The sequence below is a fragment of the Bradyrhizobium tropiciagri genome, from assembly GCF_018130505.1.
Taxonomy (GTDB): Bacteria; Pseudomonadota; Alphaproteobacteria; order Rhizobiales; family Xanthobacteraceae; genus Bradyrhizobium; species Bradyrhizobium tropiciagri_B.
On the sequence record NZ_JAFCKH010000010.1, the window covers coordinates 70,793 to 89,638 of the forward strand.

Annotated in this window: 20 protein-coding genes; 9 read left to right on the forward strand and 11 right to left on the reverse strand. The window is 63.6% G+C overall.

The features are described 5' to 3' along the window. Positions 1-64 precede the first annotated feature (64 nt). Positions 65-532: a hypothetical protein gene (locus tag JQ633_RS24610; protein ID WP_211987681.1), complete on the forward strand. Its 468-nt coding sequence runs from the start codon at positions 65-67 to the stop codon at positions 530-532. A gap of 45 nt (positions 533-577) precedes the next feature. Continuing rightward, positions 578-775 (forward strand): hypothetical protein, encoded by a 198-nt coding sequence (locus JQ633_RS24615; RefSeq protein WP_211987682.1) that lies wholly within the window; start codon positions 578-580, stop codon positions 773-775. 84 nt (positions 776-859) lie between these two features. Here the strand turns inward: JQ633_RS24615 and JQ633_RS24620 are convergent, their stop codons facing one another. From JQ633_RS24620 to rpmB, 4 genes are all read right to left on the reverse strand, one after another. Further along, positions 860-1,522, reverse strand: coding sequence for an SOS response-associated peptidase (locus JQ633_RS24620; RefSeq protein ID WP_211987683.1), 663 nt, complete (start codon positions 1,520-1,522; stop codon positions 860-862). Between the two features lie 86 nt (positions 1,523-1,608). Continuing rightward, positions 1,609-2,712 (reverse strand): DUF262 domain-containing protein, encoded by a 1,104-nt coding sequence (locus tag JQ633_RS24625; RefSeq protein ID WP_211987684.1) that lies wholly within the window; start codon positions 2,710-2,712, stop codon positions 1,609-1,611. Further along, positions 2,709-3,431 (reverse strand): FRG domain-containing protein, encoded by a 723-nt coding sequence (locus JQ633_RS24630; protein WP_211987685.1) that lies wholly within the window; start codon positions 3,429-3,431, stop codon positions 2,709-2,711. The genes JQ633_RS24625 and JQ633_RS24630 overlap by 4 nt, the downstream gene beginning before the upstream one ends. A gap of 215 nt (positions 3,432-3,646) precedes the next feature. Then, positions 3,647-3,955, reverse strand: a complete 309-nt coding sequence (gene rpmB, locus JQ633_RS24635; protein ID WP_211987686.1) for a 50S ribosomal protein L28 — start codon at positions 3,953-3,955, stop codon at positions 3,647-3,649. 340 nt (positions 3,956-4,295) lie between these two features. On the opposite strand from rpmB, the gene JQ633_RS24640 reads away from it, so the two are divergent. The 6 genes from JQ633_RS24640 (at position 4,296) to JQ633_RS24665 (ending at position 12,103) form a co-directional block, all read left to right on the forward strand. Continuing rightward, entirely contained in the window at positions 4,296-5,126 is an 831-nt protein-coding gene (locus JQ633_RS24640; RefSeq protein WP_211987938.1) for a DUF3108 domain-containing protein, read from the forward strand. Positions 5,127-5,798: 672 nt separating this feature from the next. Continuing rightward, complete coding sequence (locus tag JQ633_RS24645; protein WP_211987687.1) at positions 5,799-9,338, forward strand: helicase-related protein; 3,540 nt, start codon at positions 5,799-5,801, stop codon at positions 9,336-9,338. Between the two features lie 9 nt (positions 9,339-9,347). Next, positions 9,348-9,617, forward strand: coding sequence for an RNA-binding S4 domain-containing protein (locus tag JQ633_RS24650; RefSeq protein WP_211987688.1), 270 nt, complete (start codon positions 9,348-9,350; stop codon positions 9,615-9,617). Between the two features lie 128 nt (positions 9,618-9,745). Then, complete coding sequence (fdxA, locus tag JQ633_RS24655; protein WP_211987689.1) at positions 9,746-10,084, forward strand: ferredoxin FdxA; 339 nt, start codon at positions 9,746-9,748, stop codon at positions 10,082-10,084. 411 nt (positions 10,085-10,495) lie between these two features. Continuing rightward, entirely contained in the window at positions 10,496-11,287 is a 792-nt protein-coding gene (locus JQ633_RS24660; protein ID WP_211987690.1) for a CarD family transcriptional regulator, read from the forward strand. Positions 11,288-11,449: 162 nt separating this feature from the next. Then, positions 11,450-12,103, forward strand: a complete 654-nt coding sequence (locus JQ633_RS24665) for a LysE family translocator (RefSeq protein WP_433995687.1) — start codon at positions 11,450-11,452, stop codon at positions 12,101-12,103. 119 nt (positions 12,104-12,222) lie between these two features. On the opposite strand, the gene JQ633_RS24670 is transcribed toward JQ633_RS24665, so the two are convergent. Then, a complete protein-coding gene (locus JQ633_RS24670) occupies positions 12,223-12,465 on the reverse strand; it encodes a hypothetical protein (RefSeq protein ID WP_211987692.1) in 243 nt (80 codons plus the stop codon). Between the two features lie 175 nt (positions 12,466-12,640). On the opposite strand from JQ633_RS24670, the gene JQ633_RS24675 reads away from it, so the two are divergent. Next, positions 12,641-12,997, forward strand: a complete 357-nt coding sequence (locus JQ633_RS24675; protein ID WP_249159622.1) for a response regulator — start codon at positions 12,641-12,643, stop codon at positions 12,995-12,997. Between the two features lie 134 nt (positions 12,998-13,131). Here the strand turns inward: JQ633_RS24675 and JQ633_RS24680 are convergent, their stop codons facing one another. From JQ633_RS24680 to cyoB, 6 genes are read right to left on the reverse strand one after another with little or no spacing between them, the layout of a single operon-like run. Further along, positions 13,132-13,668, reverse strand: a complete 537-nt coding sequence (locus JQ633_RS24680) for a response regulator transcription factor (protein ID WP_211987693.1) — start codon at positions 13,666-13,668, stop codon at positions 13,132-13,134. Next, positions 13,658-14,983 (reverse strand): ATP-binding protein, encoded by a 1,326-nt coding sequence (locus JQ633_RS24685; protein WP_433995692.1) that lies wholly within the window; start codon positions 14,981-14,983, stop codon positions 13,658-13,660. The genes JQ633_RS24680 and JQ633_RS24685 overlap by 11 nt, the downstream gene beginning before the upstream one ends. A gap of 28 nt (positions 14,984-15,011) precedes the next feature. After that, positions 15,012-15,788 carry an SURF1 family protein gene (locus tag JQ633_RS24690; protein WP_211987940.1) on the reverse strand — a complete coding sequence of 259 codons (777 nt, stop codon included), beginning with the start codon at positions 15,786-15,788 and terminating at the stop codon, positions 15,012-15,014. Positions 15,789-15,832: 44 nt separating this feature from the next. Then, positions 15,833-16,210, reverse strand: a complete 378-nt coding sequence (gene cyoD, locus JQ633_RS24695) for a cytochrome o ubiquinol oxidase subunit IV (protein ID WP_211987695.1) — start codon at positions 16,208-16,210, stop codon at positions 15,833-15,835. Next, positions 16,207-16,836, reverse strand: a complete 630-nt coding sequence (gene cyoC, locus JQ633_RS24700; RefSeq protein ID WP_211987696.1) for a cytochrome o ubiquinol oxidase subunit III — start codon at positions 16,834-16,836, stop codon at positions 16,207-16,209. Before cyoC ends, cyoD begins: the two co-directional genes overlap by 4 nt. Further along, complete coding sequence (gene cyoB, locus JQ633_RS24705; protein WP_211987697.1) at positions 16,833-18,842, reverse strand: cytochrome o ubiquinol oxidase subunit I; 2,010 nt, start codon at positions 18,840-18,842, stop codon at positions 16,833-16,835. Before cyoB ends, cyoC begins: the two co-directional genes overlap by 4 nt. Between the last annotated feature and the right edge of the window lie 4 nt (positions 18,843-18,846).

The window sequence follows — 18,846 nt, forward strand, 5'->3', positions numbered from 1 at the left end:
TATGTGCGGTGCGGCATCTTCCCAAGAGTGCGGCGCGTGCGCCTCACAATGAGTTGTGCCGACCGTGATCTTCTTGCAACGCTCGAACGCTTCCAAAGAGCGTTCGATCGAATCGCAAGCGTGGTTGACCGCCTCGTTCGCACACACCGCGCGAGATGACACCGCAGCGTTTTGCATGCGCCTCATGTGCTCGCAATGCCGTGAGCAACTCCGTTCCGTTAAGCATTCTTTCACCGCACGCCGCATCGCGCAGTGTGATGTGGTGCGTGACATCTGCTGCCAACGCACCTGCCGTCATTGCGAGGAGCATAGCGACGAAGCAATCCATCTCTTCATGCGTGATGCGGTGGATCGTCTTGCTCCGTCATCCCGCGCACGGAGAAGAATTCACCCATCGCCGCGCGGCGCCATGCCGCGGCACGGCATCGAAATTTTCCCGCCGCTATGTGCACTAGTGGACAGTGTTGCCGCGCCGGCAGGCGTACCGTTCCGCCATCACCGCACGGACCTTCTGGCAGCTATCGGTGACTGAGAACGCCGGTCGCGCTCCCGCCCCCTCACGGAATGGAGCAGCGCGATGCAGATCAACCTTCGTAATCCCCGTCGATCCCCGCAGCAGCACCTCGCGGAAGAATCGATCCGCCTGCGCGTCGAGGCCGAAGCAATGCCCCCCGGCGTCGCCCGCGACCGCCTCATCCGCATGGCCCGCCAGGCCCAGACCGCCTCGCGCATCAACGCGTGGGTGGCTTCACGGGGATTGAAGGCGCCGACGTAAGGATGATCCGGACCCGAAGGGCCGCGTTAGCGCAAAGTGCGAAGCGGTTTTCCGACAAGATCATGCTCAAACAAGGAATCGCGATTACGCCGCCGGCTTGTCTTCCTTGTCCTCGCCGCGCATTACGATCTTCAGCGCATCATCATCCAGCGGCCGCTGCAACGCCTTGGCTTCGCTCCACGGGGCACGCAGCCAGACGTCGCGCTCCTCGTCGGTCGTCAGGATCACCGGCATCGCCTTGTCGTGGATCGGCTCCACGATCGCGTTCGGCACCGTGGTGAGGAAACCATAGACGAGATGCGGCCCGGGGATCGGCTTCGACTTGGTGCCGCGATCGGCTTTCGTCTCGGTCCAGATGCCGGCAAACGCGCAGAGCGGGCGATCGTCCGACAGCGCGAACCACACCACGTCCTTCTTCTTCGTCGCCGGGTTCGGCTCCGGCGCGTACTCCGCAAAACTGTTGAGCGGCACCAGGCAGCGGTGCTCCTCCTTCAACCAGCCGCGCCAGTGCGGCGATGACGTGTTGCGGATGTTGGTCACCGGCGGCCCGCCGCCGCGCGACGGCGGCGGCATGCCCCACCGCATCATCACCATCTCACGCTCGCTGCCCGCGTTGCGCACCACCGGCGCCGGGAAATCCGGAAACACGCCCGGCATCGGCGCCAGATTGCCGACGTAGCGATTGACCACGCGGAAGAGGCGGAGGATCGCTTCCTGGTTAGTGGTGATGGAATAGAGGTTGCACATTGAGCGAGCTGTGCCTCTTGCCTTTGCTGGCATCAGCGGTCTGCGTTTTGGGGAAGCCAAAGGACCGTGCTGCTAGTGCAGATCGTCTATTCGCCCGTGGTCGTCGGGCCGCTCAACTGTAGAGCAGGGATTCGAAGCGACGTTGATAGAATTCGATAGCGCTCCTTGATGCTCGATGCATCGTTTGTCCCCTGTTGGTTTAGCCGGTCGAACTCAAGCAGGTCGAACGATGCCTCCGGATATTGTTTGATCGCCGTTTCGCGATTCTCGGCGAGTTTCTGCCGGAAGTTTAGGAGTTTTCTCCTCGTGATTTTCTGTGTCTCGCCGGCTTCGATCGCACCCTTAAAAAGGAGGTAGTAGACAACCATGATGCCCTGGGCTTGCAACAATTCGTCTCTCTCGACAAACTCCTCGCACATCACATCGAGCACGCTGCATACGCTTTGCCTGAGCTCGGTTGCCTTCTTCTTATCTCGGCTATATTTATGCGCGAGCGCATCTAGATAGACCTTCTTGGTGTCTACTAGGTTTGCGTGCTCTCTCACGCTGTCTTCTACAAGCAAGAAACGGGCAGCAACCTCTTTGTGCTGGTATCGGCCGTTTCCGAAGCGCACTTTTTCCAGGAAGAATTGATGCTTGGACACTTCCGTGATGGTAGCAACCATGCGCCCACCGAACGCGTTCCGCTTTTCAGCTGCATTCAGCGGGACGGCTTCGTTCAGCCGTGAAAACATATCTTCAATTAGATCAAGATCGTCGTCATGTGTGGTGACAGTAACGACGGGCAGCAAGAACGAGTCGAACTTCACTCTTATTTTAGGATACCGCTTCGCGATGTCGCTATAGCTGAGCTTAGTCAAATCGATGGAAGGGTCCCGTTGATACTCAAAATCGGAAGCCAGGGTGAATTTCCCATCGAGAAAGTCCCAAATAGCCTCGAGCCGCTGCCGGCCATCAATCACGGCATAGCGTTTGCCAGTCTTAGAGGCGGCTGCAGCATCAAGAGAGTGAAAATAAATCTTAGGAAGGTCGTAGTCATTTAAGATCGAATCAATCAGGAGGCGCCGCTTCTCGAGAGTCCATACGCCTCCCTGGCGCTGGTAAGATGGGCTAAGATTGATTTCCTCTCGCTCCGAGTACAAGAACATAATTGTGCTGTTCTTCATCGTAGCAGTTTCAATATAGCTCATTGCATCATCTCCCGAAGAATAGCTCCGACGCTAGCCAATTCCGGGAACAGGCTGAATTGGTTGAGGCCGAGCAACCGCAATTCTTTCTTGAGTGGTTCGCGTGCGCTGCTCGGGATGATGTATTTGATCACATGGGATTTATCTCCGACCGCTTCGACCGGCACTTTTTTTGTGTGATGGATCGTGAACGTCCCCATCTGAGCCTGAATGCGAGGATTATTTCTCGTCGCTATTGTTGCAACCGGGAGCAATTCAACGTTTGTGGCCTTAAGCTTGTCGGTTGCGTACGGCATCAACTCCTCTGCTTCGAAGGAAGGGATATAATTTGCTTCAAGCGCATTCGAAATGTTCGCGTTTTTATTGAGAGCAGTTGGCTTCAAACACCACACGGCAGCGTCAGTATTCCTATGAGCTTGGAAGGTATCTACAGCAAAGAAAAGAGCGACTAGTGGACTCTCGCTCCAGTCCAATAGGCGTGTTGGCACACCGTAGTGTTGCATCAGGAAAGTCCAATCGAAGGCCGAGCTTGGAGATCGCTCTGTTAGCATGGCCGCGCTCTGCTTAAAGCGAGCCAGCGCGGAGCCTTCGGAAAGGCCTGATTTTGATCTCATGATTCCGGGAAGTAGCGGCCAATTCGCTTTGGCGTGGCCTCGAAACCAAGTGGTAGTCCCGTCCTGATCCGCTCTCAACGCCTCAAGAAAAGTCGAAATACTTTTCACTCTCCGCACGGTCACAGCTATTCCCTCGCCCCCAAATTATTCAACCATTGGAAGAGTCTTTATCTAAGTTCTCGCACTAGTAAAGCTGCGAATAAGTAGTAGGCGAGGCGAGGGTGCAGTTCTGAAGTTTTCGACCAACAACAAAAACGGCCGGGTCATCCGACCCGGCCGTTCAAAACTCTCTCAGCTCTTTGCAGCTATCCGCCGCCTTCGCCTTAGCTCGCCTGCTTCACCGGCGCCGGCTTGCCGACCTTCTTCTCGATCGCGCGCTTGAGATCGAGGGCGCGCGGCGAGAGCACTTCGGCCTTGGCCTTCATGAGGTAGGCATCGAGGCCGCCATTGTGGTCGACACTCTTCAGCGCATTGGTCGAGACGCGCAGGCGCACGTTGCGGCCGAGCGCTTCGGAGATGAAGGTGATGTTGGCCAGGTTCGGCAGGAAGCGCCGCTTGGTCTTGATGTTCGAGTGGCTCACCTTGTGGCCCGTCTGGGGGCCCTTGGCCGTCAGTTCGCAGCGCCGCGACATGTCACAAAATCCTTTTCCATCCCCGCCTCTTGGCCAGGCGTGCAATCGCACGGCCCGCGCGGGGGTTTTGAATTCGCGTCCATTTTCCAGGAACCGCGGGTGTATAGGGGCAGAATGCCGAAGCGTCAAGGTTCTAAAGGCCAATGGCGCGCGTCGGATTCCCGGTTCATAAGCTGTTCCAGCCACTTAACGGCGGATATGGCAACCATATAAAGGGCGTATTCGGCTGCAACGCTCGGTTCCATAAGGACGCGCGTTGTCGGGCCGATAGATGTGCCTCATGACAGAACGCCGCGCCGATAGCAGGACCGTCAGGTAAGTGACCACCCCGATTGCCATTTTGCCCCCGTTCGGGTGGCTGGTCGGCCTTCTGGCCGGCGCGTTTCTGCTGTTCGGCTCCGAAGAGGGGCGCGCGCAGGGGCGGCTTGACGCCCAGTATGAAGCGACGCTCGCCGGTATCCCGGTCGGCAAGGGCACCTGGACCGTCGAGATCGGCGACGAGGCGTTCTCGGCCTCGGCCCAGGGCGGCACCGCGGGCCTCCTGAAAGCATTCTCCGGCGGCAGCGGCTCGGGCGCCTCGCAGGGGCGCATGGTCAACGGCTCGCCGGTCGCCAACGCCTATTCCGCCACCACCACCACCGCCAAGAAGTCCGAGACGATCCGCATGGTGCTGGCCGGCGGCGCCATCAAGGACTCGGCGATCGAGCCGGAGCCGCCGGTCGATGCCGACCGCATCCCGGTCACCGAGGCGCAGAAGAAGGGCGTGTTCGATCCGATGACCGGCTCGCTGCTCCGCGTGCCCGGCAATGCCGAATTGATGAGCCCGGATGTCTGCCGCACCTCCGCCGGCGTGTTCGACGGCCGCATGCGCTACGACCTCAAGCTGGATTTCAAGCGCGTCGAGATGGTGAAGGCCGAGCGAGGCTATCACGGCCCGGCGCTGGTCTGCGCGGTGTATTTCGTGCCGATCTCGGGCTACATCCCCGATCGCCCCGTGATCAAATATCTCGCCGCCCAGCGCAGCATCGAGATCGCCTTCGTGCCGATCGCCGGCACGCGCCTCCTTGTGCCGTTCCGCATGACGATCCCGACCCCGCTCGGCCAGGCCATGCTGGAGGCGACGTCGTTCGTGACCACGGCCGCGCCGCCGCGCGTGGCGAAGACGCAGTAAGATTCGACGCAGCCGCTGCTGCCTGAACCGTCACCCTGAGGAGGCCGCGGAGCGGCCGTCTCGAAGGGTCGACGGCCCGGCTGGTGGCCGTGCATCCTTCGAGGCTCGCTCCGCTCGCACCTCAGGATGACGGGACTGGCAGTGGCTTCGTAGCCGGATGGAGCGGAGCGTAATCCGGGGCCGCCTTCTCCGCGGGTCGACTGGTCCCCGCATTCCGCTGCGCTGCATGCGGGCTACGGGTCGGTGCATGCAACAAACGTCATCGGAATCCAGTTGACTCCCGGCCGGTTCTGATTCGACTCAACGACCTCTGGAACTTAAGGAATTCAGTCCGCCTATCCTGCGCTTGTGGAGCCCTTTCAAACTTGATCTAGTGCCGCCGCCTGGGCCGCACCCGAGATGTTGCGGTGAACGTTTCAGGCCTGGAAGGGAGTCAGCGATTCGGCCGCGATTCGTTCGTGGCTCGTTCCGAAGCTTAAGCGGAGAGCGGAAAGCGTCGCATTGTGAGACAGATCTTGCGAAACACGATGCCCACCGCAACCGCCGGCTACTGTGCATGGGGTTGTTTTCGCCATTTTGGCGGGACGTGCCCGACCGTGCCTCCTTCGGGACGCCCTTCGCGCTTCGCGCCAGATTTGACCGCAGCACCAATATAAGAAACACCTGCAGAAAATGGCCTTCTCATCCTCGTTCGGAACTGACCGCGCGCCCGGCGCTGGCGTCACCGCCGTGCTCGGGCCGACCAACACCGGCAAGACGCATCTCGCGATCGAGCGGATGCTGGCGCATTCGTCCGGCCTGATCGGCCTGCCGCTGCGGCTGCTCGCGCGCGAGGTCTACAACAAGATCGTGGCGCGCACGGGCGAGGACAGCGTCGCGCTGATCACCGGCGAGGAGAAGATCAAGCCGAAGGCGCCGCGCTTCTGGGTCTCGACCGTGGAGGCGATGCCGCGCGATCTCGACGTGTCGTTTCTTGCCGTCGACGAGATCCAGATCGCGGCGGATCTCGAACGCGGCCACGTCTTCACCGACCGCATCCTCAACCGCAGAGGCCGCGACGAGACGCTGCTGCTCGGGGCCGCGACGATGCGCCCGATCATCGAGCGGCTGTTGCCGGGCGCCTCGATCATCACGCGTCCCCGCCTGTCGCAGCTCGAATTCGCCGGCGACCGCAAGATCACGCGGCAGCCGCGCCGCACCGCGATCGTTGCGTTCTCAGCTGACGAAGTCTACGCGATCGCCGAATTGATCCGCCGCCAGCATGGCGGCGCGGCCGTGGTGCTGGGCTCGCTGTCGCCGCGCACGAGGAATGCACAAGTCGCCATGTTCCAGAACGGCGACGTCGATTATCTCGTCGCCACCGACGCCGTCGGCATGGGCCTCAATCTCGACGTCGATCACGTCGCCTTCGCCTCCGACCGCAAATACGACGGCTACCAGTTTCGCCGCCTGACCCCGGCCGAGTTCGCGCAGATCGCCGGCCGCGCCGGCCGCGCCACGCGCAACGGCACCTTCGGCACCACCGGCCGCTGCGCGCCGTTCGAGCCCGAACTGGTCAATGCGCTGCAGAACCACACCTTCGACAGCGTGAAGATGCTGCAATGGCGGAATGCAAAACTCGATTTCGCCTCGCTCGGCGCGCTCCAGGTGTCGCTGGCGCTGTCGCCCGGGCACGAGGTGCTGACGCGGGCGCCGGTCGCCGAGGACATGCGCGTGCTCGAGCACGTCGCGCGCGACGCCGAGGTGCGCGAGATGGCGCACGGCGCCAAGGCAGTGGAGCGGCTCTGGGAGGCCTGCCAGGTTCCCGACTACCGAAAACTGTCGCCGGCCGCCCATGCCGAACTCGTGACCACGCTGTACGGCTTCCTGATGCAAAAGGGTCGTATCCCTGACGCATGGTTCGCAGCCCAGGTGAACCAGGCCGACCGCACCGACGGCGATATCGACACGCTGTCGGGCCGGATCGCGCAAATCCGGACCTGGACCTTCGTGGCCAACCGGCCGGACTGGCTGTATGACCCGGAGCACTGGCAGGGGATCACGCGAGATCTCGAAAATAAATTATCCGATGCGCTGCATGAACGGCTCACGGAGCGTTTCGTTGACAGGCGGACCAGTGTATTGATGCGCCGCCTGCGGGAGAACTCAGTTTTGAATACGGAAATTGGCAAGACCGGCGAAGTGATCGTGGAAGGTCATGTGATCGGCCGGCTCGATGGTTTCACCTTTGCGCCCGATGCGGCGGAGGCCGGCAGCGACGCCAAGGCGCTGCAGGCGGCCGCGCAGCAGGTGCTGGCGCGCGAGATCGATGCGCGTGCCGAGAAACTGGGCGCCGCGCCCGACGAGCAGTTCGTGCTGACCTCCGACGGCACCATCCGCTGGACCGGCGATGCGGTGGCGAAGCTGGTCGCGGCCGATGACGCGCTGCATCCGCGCCTGCGCATCATCTCCGACGAGCGGCTGACCGGCGCCGCGCGCGAAGCCGTGCAGACCCGGCTCGACCTCTGGCTCAAGACGCATATCGAGAAGCTGCTCGGGCCGCTGTTCGAACTCTCCAAGGCCGAGGACCTGCAGGGCATCGCCCGCGGCATCGCCTTCCAGCTGGTCGAGGCGCTCGGCGTGCTGGAGCGTTCGAAGATCTCCACCGAGATGAAGGATCTCGACCAGCCGTCGCGCGCGACGCTGCGTAAATACGGCGTGCGGTTCGGCGCCTACCACATCTACTTCCCGCAGCTCCTGAAGCCTGCGGCGCGCTCGCTGGCCTCGCTGCTGTGGGCCGAGAAGCAGAGCAATGTCGACATGGCTGCGCTCTCGAACGTGCAGCATCTCGCTTCCAGCGGCCGCACCTCGTTCCCGGTCGACAAGGCGTTGCCGCGCGATGGCTATCGCGTGCTTGGCTATCGCCAGGCCGGCGAGCGCGCGGTGCGCGTCGACATCCTGGAGCGGCTTGCCGATCTGATCCGCCCGGCGCTGGCCTGGCGCGAGACCTCGCCGGGCGAGAAGCCCGCCGGCGCGTTCGACGGCCGCGGTTTTGTCGTGACCCAGGCGATGACCTCGCTGACCGGATCGGCGGGCGAAGATTTCGCCTCGATCCTGCGCGCGCTCGGCTACCGGATGGACCGCCGTCCGCCGCTGCCGCCCAAGCCGGTCGAGGCCGCGCCTGTGCCGGTCGAGATCACCGAGACTGTCGCCGCTGAAGCTCAGCCGGTTGAGGCGACCACTGAAGCCGCCGTGGACGCGCCGGTCGATGCCGGCGCCGAAGCGGTTGTCGAAGCCGCTCCTGTCGAGATTGCCGCCACCGAAGCGCCCGACGCGCCGGAGGCGGAGGCTGCCGCCGAGTTGCCGGTCTCCGGCGATCCCGCCCCGTCAGCCGCGCTGCTGCCCGATGTCGGCTTCGCGTCCGTCGTTCCCAGCGAGGCAACACCCGTCGTCCTCGAGACGCGGCCCGAGCCGGCCGCTGAAGCCGCGCCGGAGCCTGTCGCCGAAGCGCCTGCGGCTGAAGCCGCCGCTGAGCCCGCAGAAGCTGCCGAGGCACCGGCTGAGGCTGCCGCTGACGCGCCCGCGGAGACCGCAAGCGCCGAAGCTGCACCGGCCGAGACCGTCGCCGCAGCCGCGCCGGAAGCCCCGGCCGAGCCGCAGCTGGTCGAGGTCTGGCGGCCCGGCGGCCGTTCCGACGAGCGCCGTCCGCACCATCGCGGGCACGACCGCAATCGCGGCCGTCACCAGGGCCAGCAGGCCGAGGCCGGTGCGCCGGCCGCCGAAGCAGCCGAGGGCGCCAAGCGCGAGCAGCATCGCCGTCCGCGCCGTCACCAGGATTTCCGTCACAAGCCGCGCGAGGGCGCACCTGCCGAGGCTACTGCGGCTACGGCTGCGGCCGCGCCTGCCGATGGCGCCGCGCCGGCCCGCGACAACCGCGAGCAGCGTGGCGAGCGCCGCGAGCGCTTCGAGAACAAGGGGCGCGATCGCGACAACAACGAGCGGCGTCGCGACAACAAGTTCGGTGGCGGCGGCGATCGCAAGGGCGAGCGCGGCGATCGTGACCGCGGTGATCGCGGCCGCGACAAGGGTGGGCGCGACAAGCGCGAGAACGGGCCATCGCACCGGCCCTACGCCTCGAGCGCGCCGCGCGAGCGCGACCGGCCGATCGATCCGAACTCGCCGTTCGCAAAGCTCGCCGCGCTGAAAGAGCAGTTGGCCGGCCGAAAGGACTGATCAACAAACTTGGACCGGCAGCGGCTCGACAAATGGTTGTGGCACGCGCGGGTGGTGAAAGCCCGCACCAGTGCGGCCGAACTGGTCGCCTCCGGCCATGTCCGCATCAACGGCACGCGCGAGAAATCGCCGGGACATGCGGTCAAGCTCGGCGACGTCGTCACCGTCGCGCTCGACAACAGTGTCCGCGTGCTGAAGGTGACCGGCTTTGCCGAGCGGCGCGGCGATGCGGCCTCGGCGCGCGTGCTGTACGATGATTTGCAAGGCGGCGGGGAATAGCTATCTAGAAGCGGAAAATTCCGATCCGCGGTGGAATCGTTGCCTTTTTTGAGGAGCCGCTTTCCCTTGCGGCTGCGGTATTCCTGCGCTAGGCAACCCGAGAAAAAGAGAACGTTCCGGAGTTTTGGATGACCTACGTCGTCACTGAAGCCTGCATCAAGTGCAAATATACCGACTGCGTCGAGGTCTGCCCCGTCGATTGCTTCTACGAGGGCGAGAACATGCTGGTCATCCACCCCGACGAATGCATCGATTGCGGCGTGTGCGAGCCGGAATGCCCGGCGGACGCCATCAAGCCGGACACCGAGCCGGGCCTCGAGAAGTGGCTCGAGGTCAACCGCGACTACGCCAAGAGCTGGCCGAACATCACCCAGAAGAAGGACTCCCCCGAGGACGCCAAGGAGTGGGAAGGCAAAGAGGGCAAGTTCGAGAAATATTTTTCTCCGAATGCCGGCGCCGGCGACTGATTCGCTGGTCCCTAGCCGGAGGTAAATAGCTCCGGGCAATTCAGGCCTGATCGGCCCTGTTGATTTAACCCTAATGACGGACATATGACCCGGCTGCGGCCGCTTATGTCTGGAATCGGGCGTAAATCATTGATTTTTGCGGAAAATGTGTTATATGGGACACATTACAGGCCAAGAACCCCCTGCCACGCGTATCCTGTGGCCTCGAGGTTCCCGCAAAACATCGAACAGGGGCGTGGCAGTATCCACGCGCAGGCTGTGTCACAGAAAACGCGTAAAAAGAGTGCTTCAAAGACCGCGAAGAAAGCCGCTGTAGTTGCTCGCAGCGCATCCAAGGGCCGTGCCAAGGCGCCTGTGAAGGTCGCCCGGAAGGCTTCGGCCGCAAAGTCCTCAAAGAACAAAAGAAGCCTGATGCCAGAAAAGACTGCCAAGACTGCCGCGAAAGCGGCAGCTGCGAAGACCCCTGCTGCGAAGGTCGCCCCCAAGGCTCCGGTCGCCAAGCCTGTTGCAGCGCCGAAGCCGGCAGCACCGAAGGCTGCTGCCGCCCCCGTCGCTCCCAAGGCCGCCGCGCCGCGCCCGGAAGAGAAGAAGGTCGTGACCCAGCGCCAGGGCTTCAAGGCCAACGAATTCGTGGTCTATCCGGCTCACGGTGTCGGCCAGATCATGGCGATCGAGGAGCAGGAGATCGCGGGCGCCAAGCTCGAGCTGTTCGTGATCAGCTTCATGAAGGACAAGATGACGCTGCGCGTCCCGACGGCGAAAGTCGCCAATGTCGGCATGCGCAAGCTGTCGGACCCGGCGCTGGTCAAGAAGGCGCTGGAGACGCTGAAGGGCCGCGCCCGCGTCAAGCGAACCATGTGGTCGCGCCGCGCCCAGGAATACGAAGCGAAGATCAACTCGGGCGACATCGTCGCGATCGCCGAGGTGGTCCGCGATCTCTACCGCTCGGAATCGCAGCCCGAGCAGTCCTACAGCGAACGCCAGCTCTATGAAGCGGCGCTCGACCGCCTGTCGCGCGAAATCGCGGTGGTGCAACACTCGACCGAGACCGAGGCGGTCAAGGAGATCGAGGCCCAGCTCGCCAAGAGCCCGCGCCGCGGTGCCAAGGCCGAGACCGCTGAAGGCGACGCCGAGGGCGATGCCGACGGTGAGGATCTCGATTCCGACGGCGACGACGCCACCGTCGAGGACGAGGCTGCGTAAGCAGCACTGCCAGAGTTCAGATGAAAAGGCCCGGTCAAACGACCGGGCCTTTTTTCGCCGCGCTGGTTGTCGGTGTTGAACTTGCCCACGTTGCACGATTGGCGCCTCGCGGATGACCACGACGATGCGCCGGCTTGAGCATCTCGAACAGAGGACCTTGATGTGAGCGCTTACGCTGTGGAACTGGCTACCCTGATGACGATCTTTTCCTTTGTGATCGTCTCGCCCGGCGCCGATCTCGCGATGGTCCTGCGTCAGTCGGTGGTTCATGGCCGCAAAGCGGCCATCATCACCTCATTCGGCTTGGGCATCTCTCTGCTTTTTCACATCAGTTATACGATCCTTGGTCTTGGGGTGATCATCTCCAGGTCGGTCGCGCTGTTCAACATCGTCAAATGGTGCGGCGTTGCCTATCTCGTCTACATAGGAATTAGAGCTCTGCGTGCCGGTACGGTGCAAAAGGCTTCGCCGCCGAACCGCAATGTTGCGGCCGAGCAAAACTCGGTCCCTGAGCAGGGGATGATAAAGGCCTTCGTCCTCGGCTTTGCCACCAATGCCCTCAATCCGAAGCCGGTGTTCTTTTTCCTTTCGGTGTTCGCAACCGTCGTGAGCGTCCACACTCCAGCCATGATCAGATTTGGCTACGGCCTGGTGATGGCAAGCTGCCTGATCGTCTGGTTCGTCGGCGTCAGCTATTTCATGACAACACCCCGGATGCGAGCAGCCTTTTCCCGCGCAAGCAAATGGATCGACCGCGTCAGCGGTGTTGTCTTCATTAGTCTCGGGCTGAAGCTGGCAACCGAAAAGGCCAACTAGTTACGTGCGAACGCACGCCTGAAGACGCGCTCCGCGAAATTCGGGACTGTCCCCGCGGTTGAACCGATTCCGGATTGCGCTGCGCTCCATCCGGGCTGCGCAGCATGCGCTCGATTCCACTAGTGGCGCTCTGCAACCAGCTTCTCGACCTGCTCCTTCAACTCGGCTTCCATGTCGGACATGATCTCCTGCATCCGGCGAGCGCTGGCGAGTTGCTCGGTCGTCGGAGGGCGGCCGATCCGGTGTTGATTGGGGGCGTGATCGCCAATGACTGAAGTCTGATGGCCGGTCGCTGCCACCGCGCCGTCAACACGATCCGCAGCAGCATAAGACTCTTCAGCGAGGAGAACTGAGTTCCGCATGAGCTTGGGTTCCTTCGGTCGTGATACCGATCGGCTTTCATGACGCGCGAACCTCAGGTCTTGTTCCGACGGAACCGGCGCGGAACTCGCAGGAGGAATGTGGAAGGGTTTGTGGCCCGAACCGAACCAGGAGCGATCTCGGCGATTATCATAAGTTAATCGAAGGAGATTGCTCATGACCCACGGCAAAATGTTACGCCAAGTCGCGCTTGTCGTCGAAGACGACGCAATCCAGCGCGATATGATCGCGCTGTTGTTGGACGAGGGTCACTTCGATGTGATCCAGTGTGAGGATGCCGAGACCGCCGCGCTTGCGATCAAGCGGCGTCATCCTTCCCTGGTGATCACCGACATCAAGCTCACGGGCAAGATGACCGGGATCGAGCTCGCGCAATTCGCGCTCGATTGCGACCGTGGAATGCGGGTGGTGGTGATCTCCGGCGAGCCTCCGGCCGGCGCTCTCCCGGACGGCGTCAAGTTTCTTGAAAAACCGGTGTATCCGCTCACGCTGTTGCGCGAGGCCGCGCTGTAACTGCTGCTGATCGGAATCTGAACGATCGCGAGATTGCGTAGCCCGGATGCAGCGAAGCGAAATCCGGGGCGCTCTAACCGCGGATGCAGCTGTCCCGGATTGCGCTGCGCTTCATCCGGGCTACGAAGCCGGACTCACTTCACCCTTTGCTTCTCCAGCTTCCGCGCCAGCGTGCGGCGGTGCATGCCGAGTCTTCGCGCGGCTTCGGAGATGTTGAAATCGGTTTCGATCAGGGTCTGGTGGATGCGCTCCCATTCAAGTGTCTTGATCGAGGTCGGGCGCGCGCCGAGCTCGATGTCGGCATTGCCGGCGGCCTTCTGGAACGCTGCTTCGATATCGTCGGTGTTCGACGGTTTTGCCAGGTAGTGGCAGGCGCCGAGCTTGATCGCCTCGACCGCGGTGGCGATGCTGGCGAAGCCCGTCAGCACGACGATCAGCATGTCGGGATCGTGCGCGTGCAGCGCCTCGACACAGGCGAGGCCCGAGGCGCCGCCGGCGAGCTTGAGGTCGACCACGGCATAGCCGGGCGATTGCTGCTCGAGCAGCGGACGGACCTCGTCGAGCGAGGTTGCGACGGCGACGCCGTAGCCGCGGCGCTCGAATGAGCGCTTCAGCGTGCGGGCAAAGCCGGCATCGTCCTCGACGATCAGGAGCTGGCGTTCATCCGTCAAGATGGTCTCCGATCGCAAGCGTTGCGAGCGGCAGTTCGAGTTTGACCGCCGCGCCGATGTTGGCCCGGTTGTGCGCCGTCACCACGCCGCCGAGCTTGCGGACGACGTTGACCACCAGGAACAGGCCGAGCCCGCCGCCGGGCCGGCCCTTGGTCGATTGATAGGGCTTGCCGATATGCGGCAGCACCTCGCGCGAGAAGCCGGGGCCGCGATCGGTCACCAGCAGCACCAGCGTGTCGCCGTTGCGCTCGGCCGTCAGCTCGATCCAGTCGCGCGAGACCTCGGCGGCATTGTCGAGCACGTTGAAGATCGCCTGCTTGAGCGCGATGTCGGAGACGATCGGCAGGTCGGCGCCGAACGCGTTGCGGAAGTACAGCGTGGCCGAGGGCCGCGTCGTGCGCCATTCCTCCACCAGTGCGCTCAGGAACGCCGTCACCGTGGTCGGCGCGGAGCCTTCGCCGCGCGCCTCGCCGGCCGACAGCAGGATGCCGGTCACGATCGTCTTGCAGCGCTGCAGCGAGGTCTCCATCTCGGACAGGTCCTGCGACAGCTCGGGATCGGAGGCGAACTGCGGCATCCGACGCCAGTCGCCGAGGATCACCGAGAGCGAGGCCAGCGGTGTGCCGAGCTCGTGCGCGGCGCCGGAGGCGAGCAGACCCATCCTGACGATGTGGTCCTGCTCGGCGGCATCATGGCGCAGCGCGGCGAGGCGGGCGTCGCGGTCGCGCAGATTGCGGTTGATGCGGGTCACGAACACGACCAGCAGCACGGCATCGAGCACGACCCCGATGAAGGTGCCGGCAATGTACAATTGGAAGGCGTCGGCGAACCCGTGCTGCGGCAGTGAAAGCGGCCGGTAATCGCCGGTCAGCCAGGCGAAGCTGATGCAGACCAGCCCGACCAGCGACCAGGTCGAGGGTGCGTCGAGCAGCACCGCGCCGAGCGTCACCTGCAGCAGATAGAGCGACGTGAATGGATTGGTGGCGCCGCCGCTGAGATAGAGCTGGGCGGTCAGCGCGGCGACGTCGAGGGTCAGTGCGATCAGCAGCTCGCGGTTGTTGACGTCGGCGCGATAGCGCACCCAGGCATGGCTGACCACGTTGAGTGCGATCAGCCCGCAGATCACGACCGCCATCGGCAGCAGCGGCAGCTGGATGCCCATCCAGAACTGCACGAAGGCGATGGTGACGATCTGTCCGATCACGGCGGTCCAGCGCAGCTGGACCAAGAGGGCCATGTTCTTGCGGTTGGTGGCAACGTCGGCCGGCGTGGCGAGGTCGAACGGCACTGCACCGGCGACGCCGGCAGGCGGCATCAGCGCCTTGCCTGCGGCCGGTTTCTCGTCATGCAGATCCGACGTGCGCTCGAGCATCTGGGCCTGGGTTGCGAGACAGGTTGCGTGCCGCGCCGATCAGATGGCGCACGCCGGCGCGTCGTGACGTGGAGGCGCCGGCGCGGCCCCTGCCGCGGGCCGTGCGCAGGAGCGCGGCCGCCAGCATAATGGCCAGCGTGAACCATGTCAGTGCGTAAATCAGGTGGTTGTTTGGAAAACGCACGATCGTGAGCCCACCGAGGGGATAGTCGCCGGGATTCGGCGTCGCATCGGCGTCGATGAAGAAGGGTGCGGCCCGCGGCAATCCATGCAGGGCCGCGATCGCGGCGACGTCGCGCGAGTACCAGCGGCCGGCCGCAGGGTCGTTGTTGCGCAGGAAGGCGCCCTTCGGCTCCGAGATCCGGAGCAGGCCGGTGACGCTGACCGGGCCTTGCGGCTCGCCGCCGCGCCGGGTCGCGGGATCACGGCGATCCGGCGGGACGAAGCCGCGGTTGACCAGCACCGCGGTTCCATCGGCCATGCGCAGCGGGGTCAGCACCCAGAAGCCGGGGCCTTCCGCCGTCACCGCCTGCACCAGCGTCTCGTCGTCGTTGAGGAACGTGCCGCTCACGGTGACGCGGCGGTACTCGTCGCCGGCGGCCGTGATCGCCGGCCATGACGACGGGGCCGGCAGCGCGACCGGCGCAGCATGCATGCGCTGGTCGACCCGTGCTATCAGCGCCAGCTTCCAGGTCCTGCGTTCGATCTGCCAGATGCCGAGCGCCGTCAGCAGCACCACGCCCAGCATGCCGAGCGTGAGCAGCAGGAACGGCGTTCCGGCAGTGCGTCTGGTCACGGCATCTGGCTCATGTCGTGGACCGGCATCATGTTGACGTTGAGGTGATGCATGACCCACAGCGAGCCGGTCAGCGCGATCACCACCATGACCACGGTGAAGATCATCGCCATCATGGTCCAGCCGTTCTCGGACCGCGTATTCATGTGCAGGAAGTAGACCATGTGCACGACGATCTGCACGGCAGCCAGCACCAGCACGATCAGCGCCGTGATCGCCTTGTCGGCGATGGCGCCGGTCATCACCAACCAGAACGGCACCGCGGTGAGGATCACCGAAAGGCCGAAGCCGATCAGATAGCTCTTCAGCGAACCGTGCGCCGCGCCGCCATGGTCGTGGTGGTCGCCGGCCTCGGCATGAGCGTTGGTGGTCATCGCAGCACTCCCAGCAGATAGACGAAGGTGAAGACGCCGATCCAGACCACGTCGAGGAAGTGCCAGAACATCGAGAGGCACATCAGGCGGCGCCGGTTGGCTTCGGTCAGGCCGTAACGGGCGGACTGCACCATCAGCGTCACCAGCCAGACCAGGCCGAAGGTGACGTGCAGGCCGTGGGTGCCGACCAGCGTGAAGAACGACGACAGGAAGGCGCTGCGCTGCGGCGTCGCGCCCTCATGGATCATGTGGTGGAACTCGGTCAGCTCGATGCTGAGGAAGGCGAGGCCGAACAGGCCGGTGATCGCGAGCCAGAACTGGGTCTGGCCGAGCTTCGACTTTTCCATCGTCAGCATGGCGAAGCCATACGTGATCGAGGAGAGCAGCAGCATGGTCGTGTTGAGCGCGACCAGCTTGAGGTCGAACAGGTCCTTCGGCGCCGGGCCGGCGGCATAGTTGCCGCCGAGCACGCCGTAGGTCGCGAACAGCATCGCGAAGATGAGGCAGTCGCTCATCAGGTAGATCCAGAAGCCCAGCATGGTGCTGGCGCCTTCCGGATGCGCGTGCTCGTCGATGACGTGGAAGACCGGATCGGCGCCTTGCGTGGGGACGGTTGCGATGCTCATGACTGGGCTCCCGCGGCGAGCGCGCGCGTCCGCGCCTCTTCGACCCGCACCACCTCATCCGACGGGATGTGGAAGTCGCGGTGATAGTTGAAGGTGTGGCCGATCGCGACCGCGAGCAGGCCGACGAAGCAGACCGCGGCGAGCCACCAGATGTACCAGATCAGGCCGAACCCCATCGCCGTCGCGAGGCCGGCGAGGATCACCCCGGTGCCGGTGTTGGAGGGCATGTGGATCGGCCTGAAGCCGGTTAGCGGACGCCTGTAGCCGCGGCGCTTCATGTCCCACCAGGCGTCGTTGTCGTAGACCACGGGCGTGAAGGCGAAGTTGTAGTCCGGCGGCGGCGAGGAGGTTGCCCATTCCAGCGTCCGCGCGTCCCAGGGATCGCCGGTGACGTCCTTCAGTTGCTCGCGCTTGAGGATGCTGACCGCGAACTGCACCAGCATCGCGATGATGCCGAGGAAGATCAGGAAGGCGCCGAAGGCCGCGATGACGAACCAGATCTGCAGCGAAGGATCGTCGAACACGCGGAGCCGGCGGGTGACGCCCATCAGGCCGAGCACATAGAGCGGCATGAAGGCGACGTAGAAGCCGGAGACCCAGAACCAGAACGACAGCTTGCCCCAGAACGGATCGAGCCTGAAGCCGAACGCCTTCGGGAACCAGTAGTTGATGCCGGCGAACAGGCCGAACAGCACGCCGCCGATGATCACGTTGTGGAAGTGGGCGACCAGGAACAGGCTGTTATGCAGCACGAAGTCGGCCGGCGGCACCGCGAGCAGCACGCCGGTCATGCCGCCGATCACGAAGGTCAGCATGAACGCCACCGTCCACATCATCGGCAGCTCGAAACGGATGCGGCCGCGATACATCGTGAACAGCCAGTTGAACATCTTCGCGCCGGTCGGGATCGAGATGATCATGGTGGTGATGCCGAAGAACGAGTTCACGCTGGCGCCGGAGCCCATCGTGAAGAAGTGATGCAGCCACACGAGGTACGACAGGATGGTGATGACGACCGTCGCGTAAACCATCGAGGTGTAGCCGAACAGCCGCTTGCCGGAGAACGTCGCGGTCACCTCCGAGAAGATGCCGAACGCCGGCAGCACCAGGATGTAGACCTCGGGGTGGCCCCAGATCCAGATCAGGTTCACGTACATCATCGGGTTGCCGCCGAGGTCGTTCGTGAAGAAGTTGGTGCCGACGTAACGGTCGAGCGACAGCAGCGCCAGCACCGCCGTCAGCACCGGGAAGGAGGCGACGATCAGGACGTTGGTGCAGAGCGAGGTCCAGGTGAACACCGGCATCTTCATCATCGTCATGCCCGGCGCGCGCAGCTTGACGATGGTGCAGATCAGGTTGATGCCCGATAACGTCGTGCCGACGCCGGCGACCTGCAGGCCCCATATGTAATAGTCGACGCCGACGTCCGGACTGTAGGCGATGTTCGACAGCGGTGGATAGGCGAGCCAGCCGGTGCGGGCGAATTCACCGATGAACAGCGACATCATCACCAGCACGGCGCCGCCGACCGTCATCCAGAAGCTGAAATTGTTGAGGAACGGGAACGAGACGTCGCGGGCGCCGATCTGCAGCGGCACCACATAGTTCATCAGGCCGGTCACCAGCGGCATCGCCACGAAGAAGATCATGATCACGCCGTGGGCGGTGAAGACCTGGTCGTAGTGATGCGCGGGCAAATAGCCGTCGGAGCCGCCGAACGCGATCGCCTGCTGCAGGCGCATCATGATGGCGTCGGCGAAGCCGCGCAGCAGCATCACGATGCCGAGGATCATGTACATGATGCCGATGCGCTTGTGGTCGACGGTGGTGAACCACTCGCGCCACAGATAGGTCCACAGCCGGAAGTAGGTGACGATGGCGAACAGCGCGAGGCCGCCGGTCGCGACCACGGCGAAGGTGCCGACCAGGATCGGCTCGTGGATCGGCAGCGCTTCCAGGTTGAGGCGGCCGAAGATCAGCTTGAGAAGTTCAGGATTGTCGAACATGCGG

What these genes read in the sequence shown, in the direction of transcription:
- JQ633_RS24615 (WP_211987682.1), top strand. Translation starts at nt 578, where the DNA reads ATGCAGATCAACCTTCGTAATCCCCGTCGATCCCCGCAGCAGCACCTC.
- JQ633_RS24620 (WP_211987683.1), bottom strand. Translation starts at nt 1,522, where the DNA reads ATGTGCAACCTCTATTCCATCACCACTAACCAGGAAGCGATCCTCCGC.
- JQ633_RS24625 (WP_211987684.1), bottom strand. Translation starts at nt 2,712, where the DNA reads ATGAGCTATATTGAAACTGCTACGATGAAGAACAGCACAATTATGTTC.
- rpmB (WP_211987686.1), bottom strand. Translation starts at nt 3,955, where the DNA reads ATGTCGCGGCGCTGCGAACTGACGGCCAAGGGCCCCCAGACGGGCCAC.
- JQ633_RS24645 (WP_211987687.1), top strand. Translation starts at nt 5,799, where the DNA reads ATGGCCTTCTCATCCTCGTTCGGAACTGACCGCGCGCCCGGCGCTGGC.
- fdxA (WP_211987689.1), top strand. Translation starts at nt 9,746, where the DNA reads ATGACCTACGTCGTCACTGAAGCCTGCATCAAGTGCAAATATACCGAC.
- JQ633_RS24660 (WP_211987690.1), top strand. Translation starts at nt 10,496, where the DNA reads ATGCCAGAAAAGACTGCCAAGACTGCCGCGAAAGCGGCAGCTGCGAAG.
- JQ633_RS24670 (WP_211987692.1), bottom strand. Translation starts at nt 12,465, where the DNA reads ATGCGGAACTCAGTTCTCCTCGCTGAAGAGTCTTATGCTGCTGCGGAT.
- JQ633_RS24675 (WP_249159622.1), top strand. Translation starts at nt 12,641, where the DNA reads ATGACCCACGGCAAAATGTTACGCCAAGTCGCGCTTGTCGTCGAAGAC.
- JQ633_RS24685 (WP_433995692.1), bottom strand. Translation starts at nt 14,983, where the DNA reads ATGCCGCCTGCCGGCGTCGCCGGTGCAGTGCCGTTCGACCTCGCCACG.
- JQ633_RS24690 (WP_211987940.1), bottom strand. Translation starts at nt 15,788, where the DNA reads ATGCTGGGCGTGGTGCTGCTGACGGCGCTCGGCATCTGGCAGATCGAA.
- cyoD (WP_211987695.1), bottom strand. Translation starts at nt 16,210, where the DNA reads ATGACCACCAACGCTCATGCCGAGGCCGGCGACCACCACGACCATGGC.
- cyoC (WP_211987696.1), bottom strand. Translation starts at nt 16,836, where the DNA reads ATGAGCATCGCAACCGTCCCCACGCAAGGCGCCGATCCGGTCTTCCAC.
- cyoB (WP_211987697.1), bottom strand. Translation starts at nt 18,842, where the DNA reads ATGTTCGACAATCCTGAACTTCTCAAGCTGATCTTCGGCCGCCTCAAC.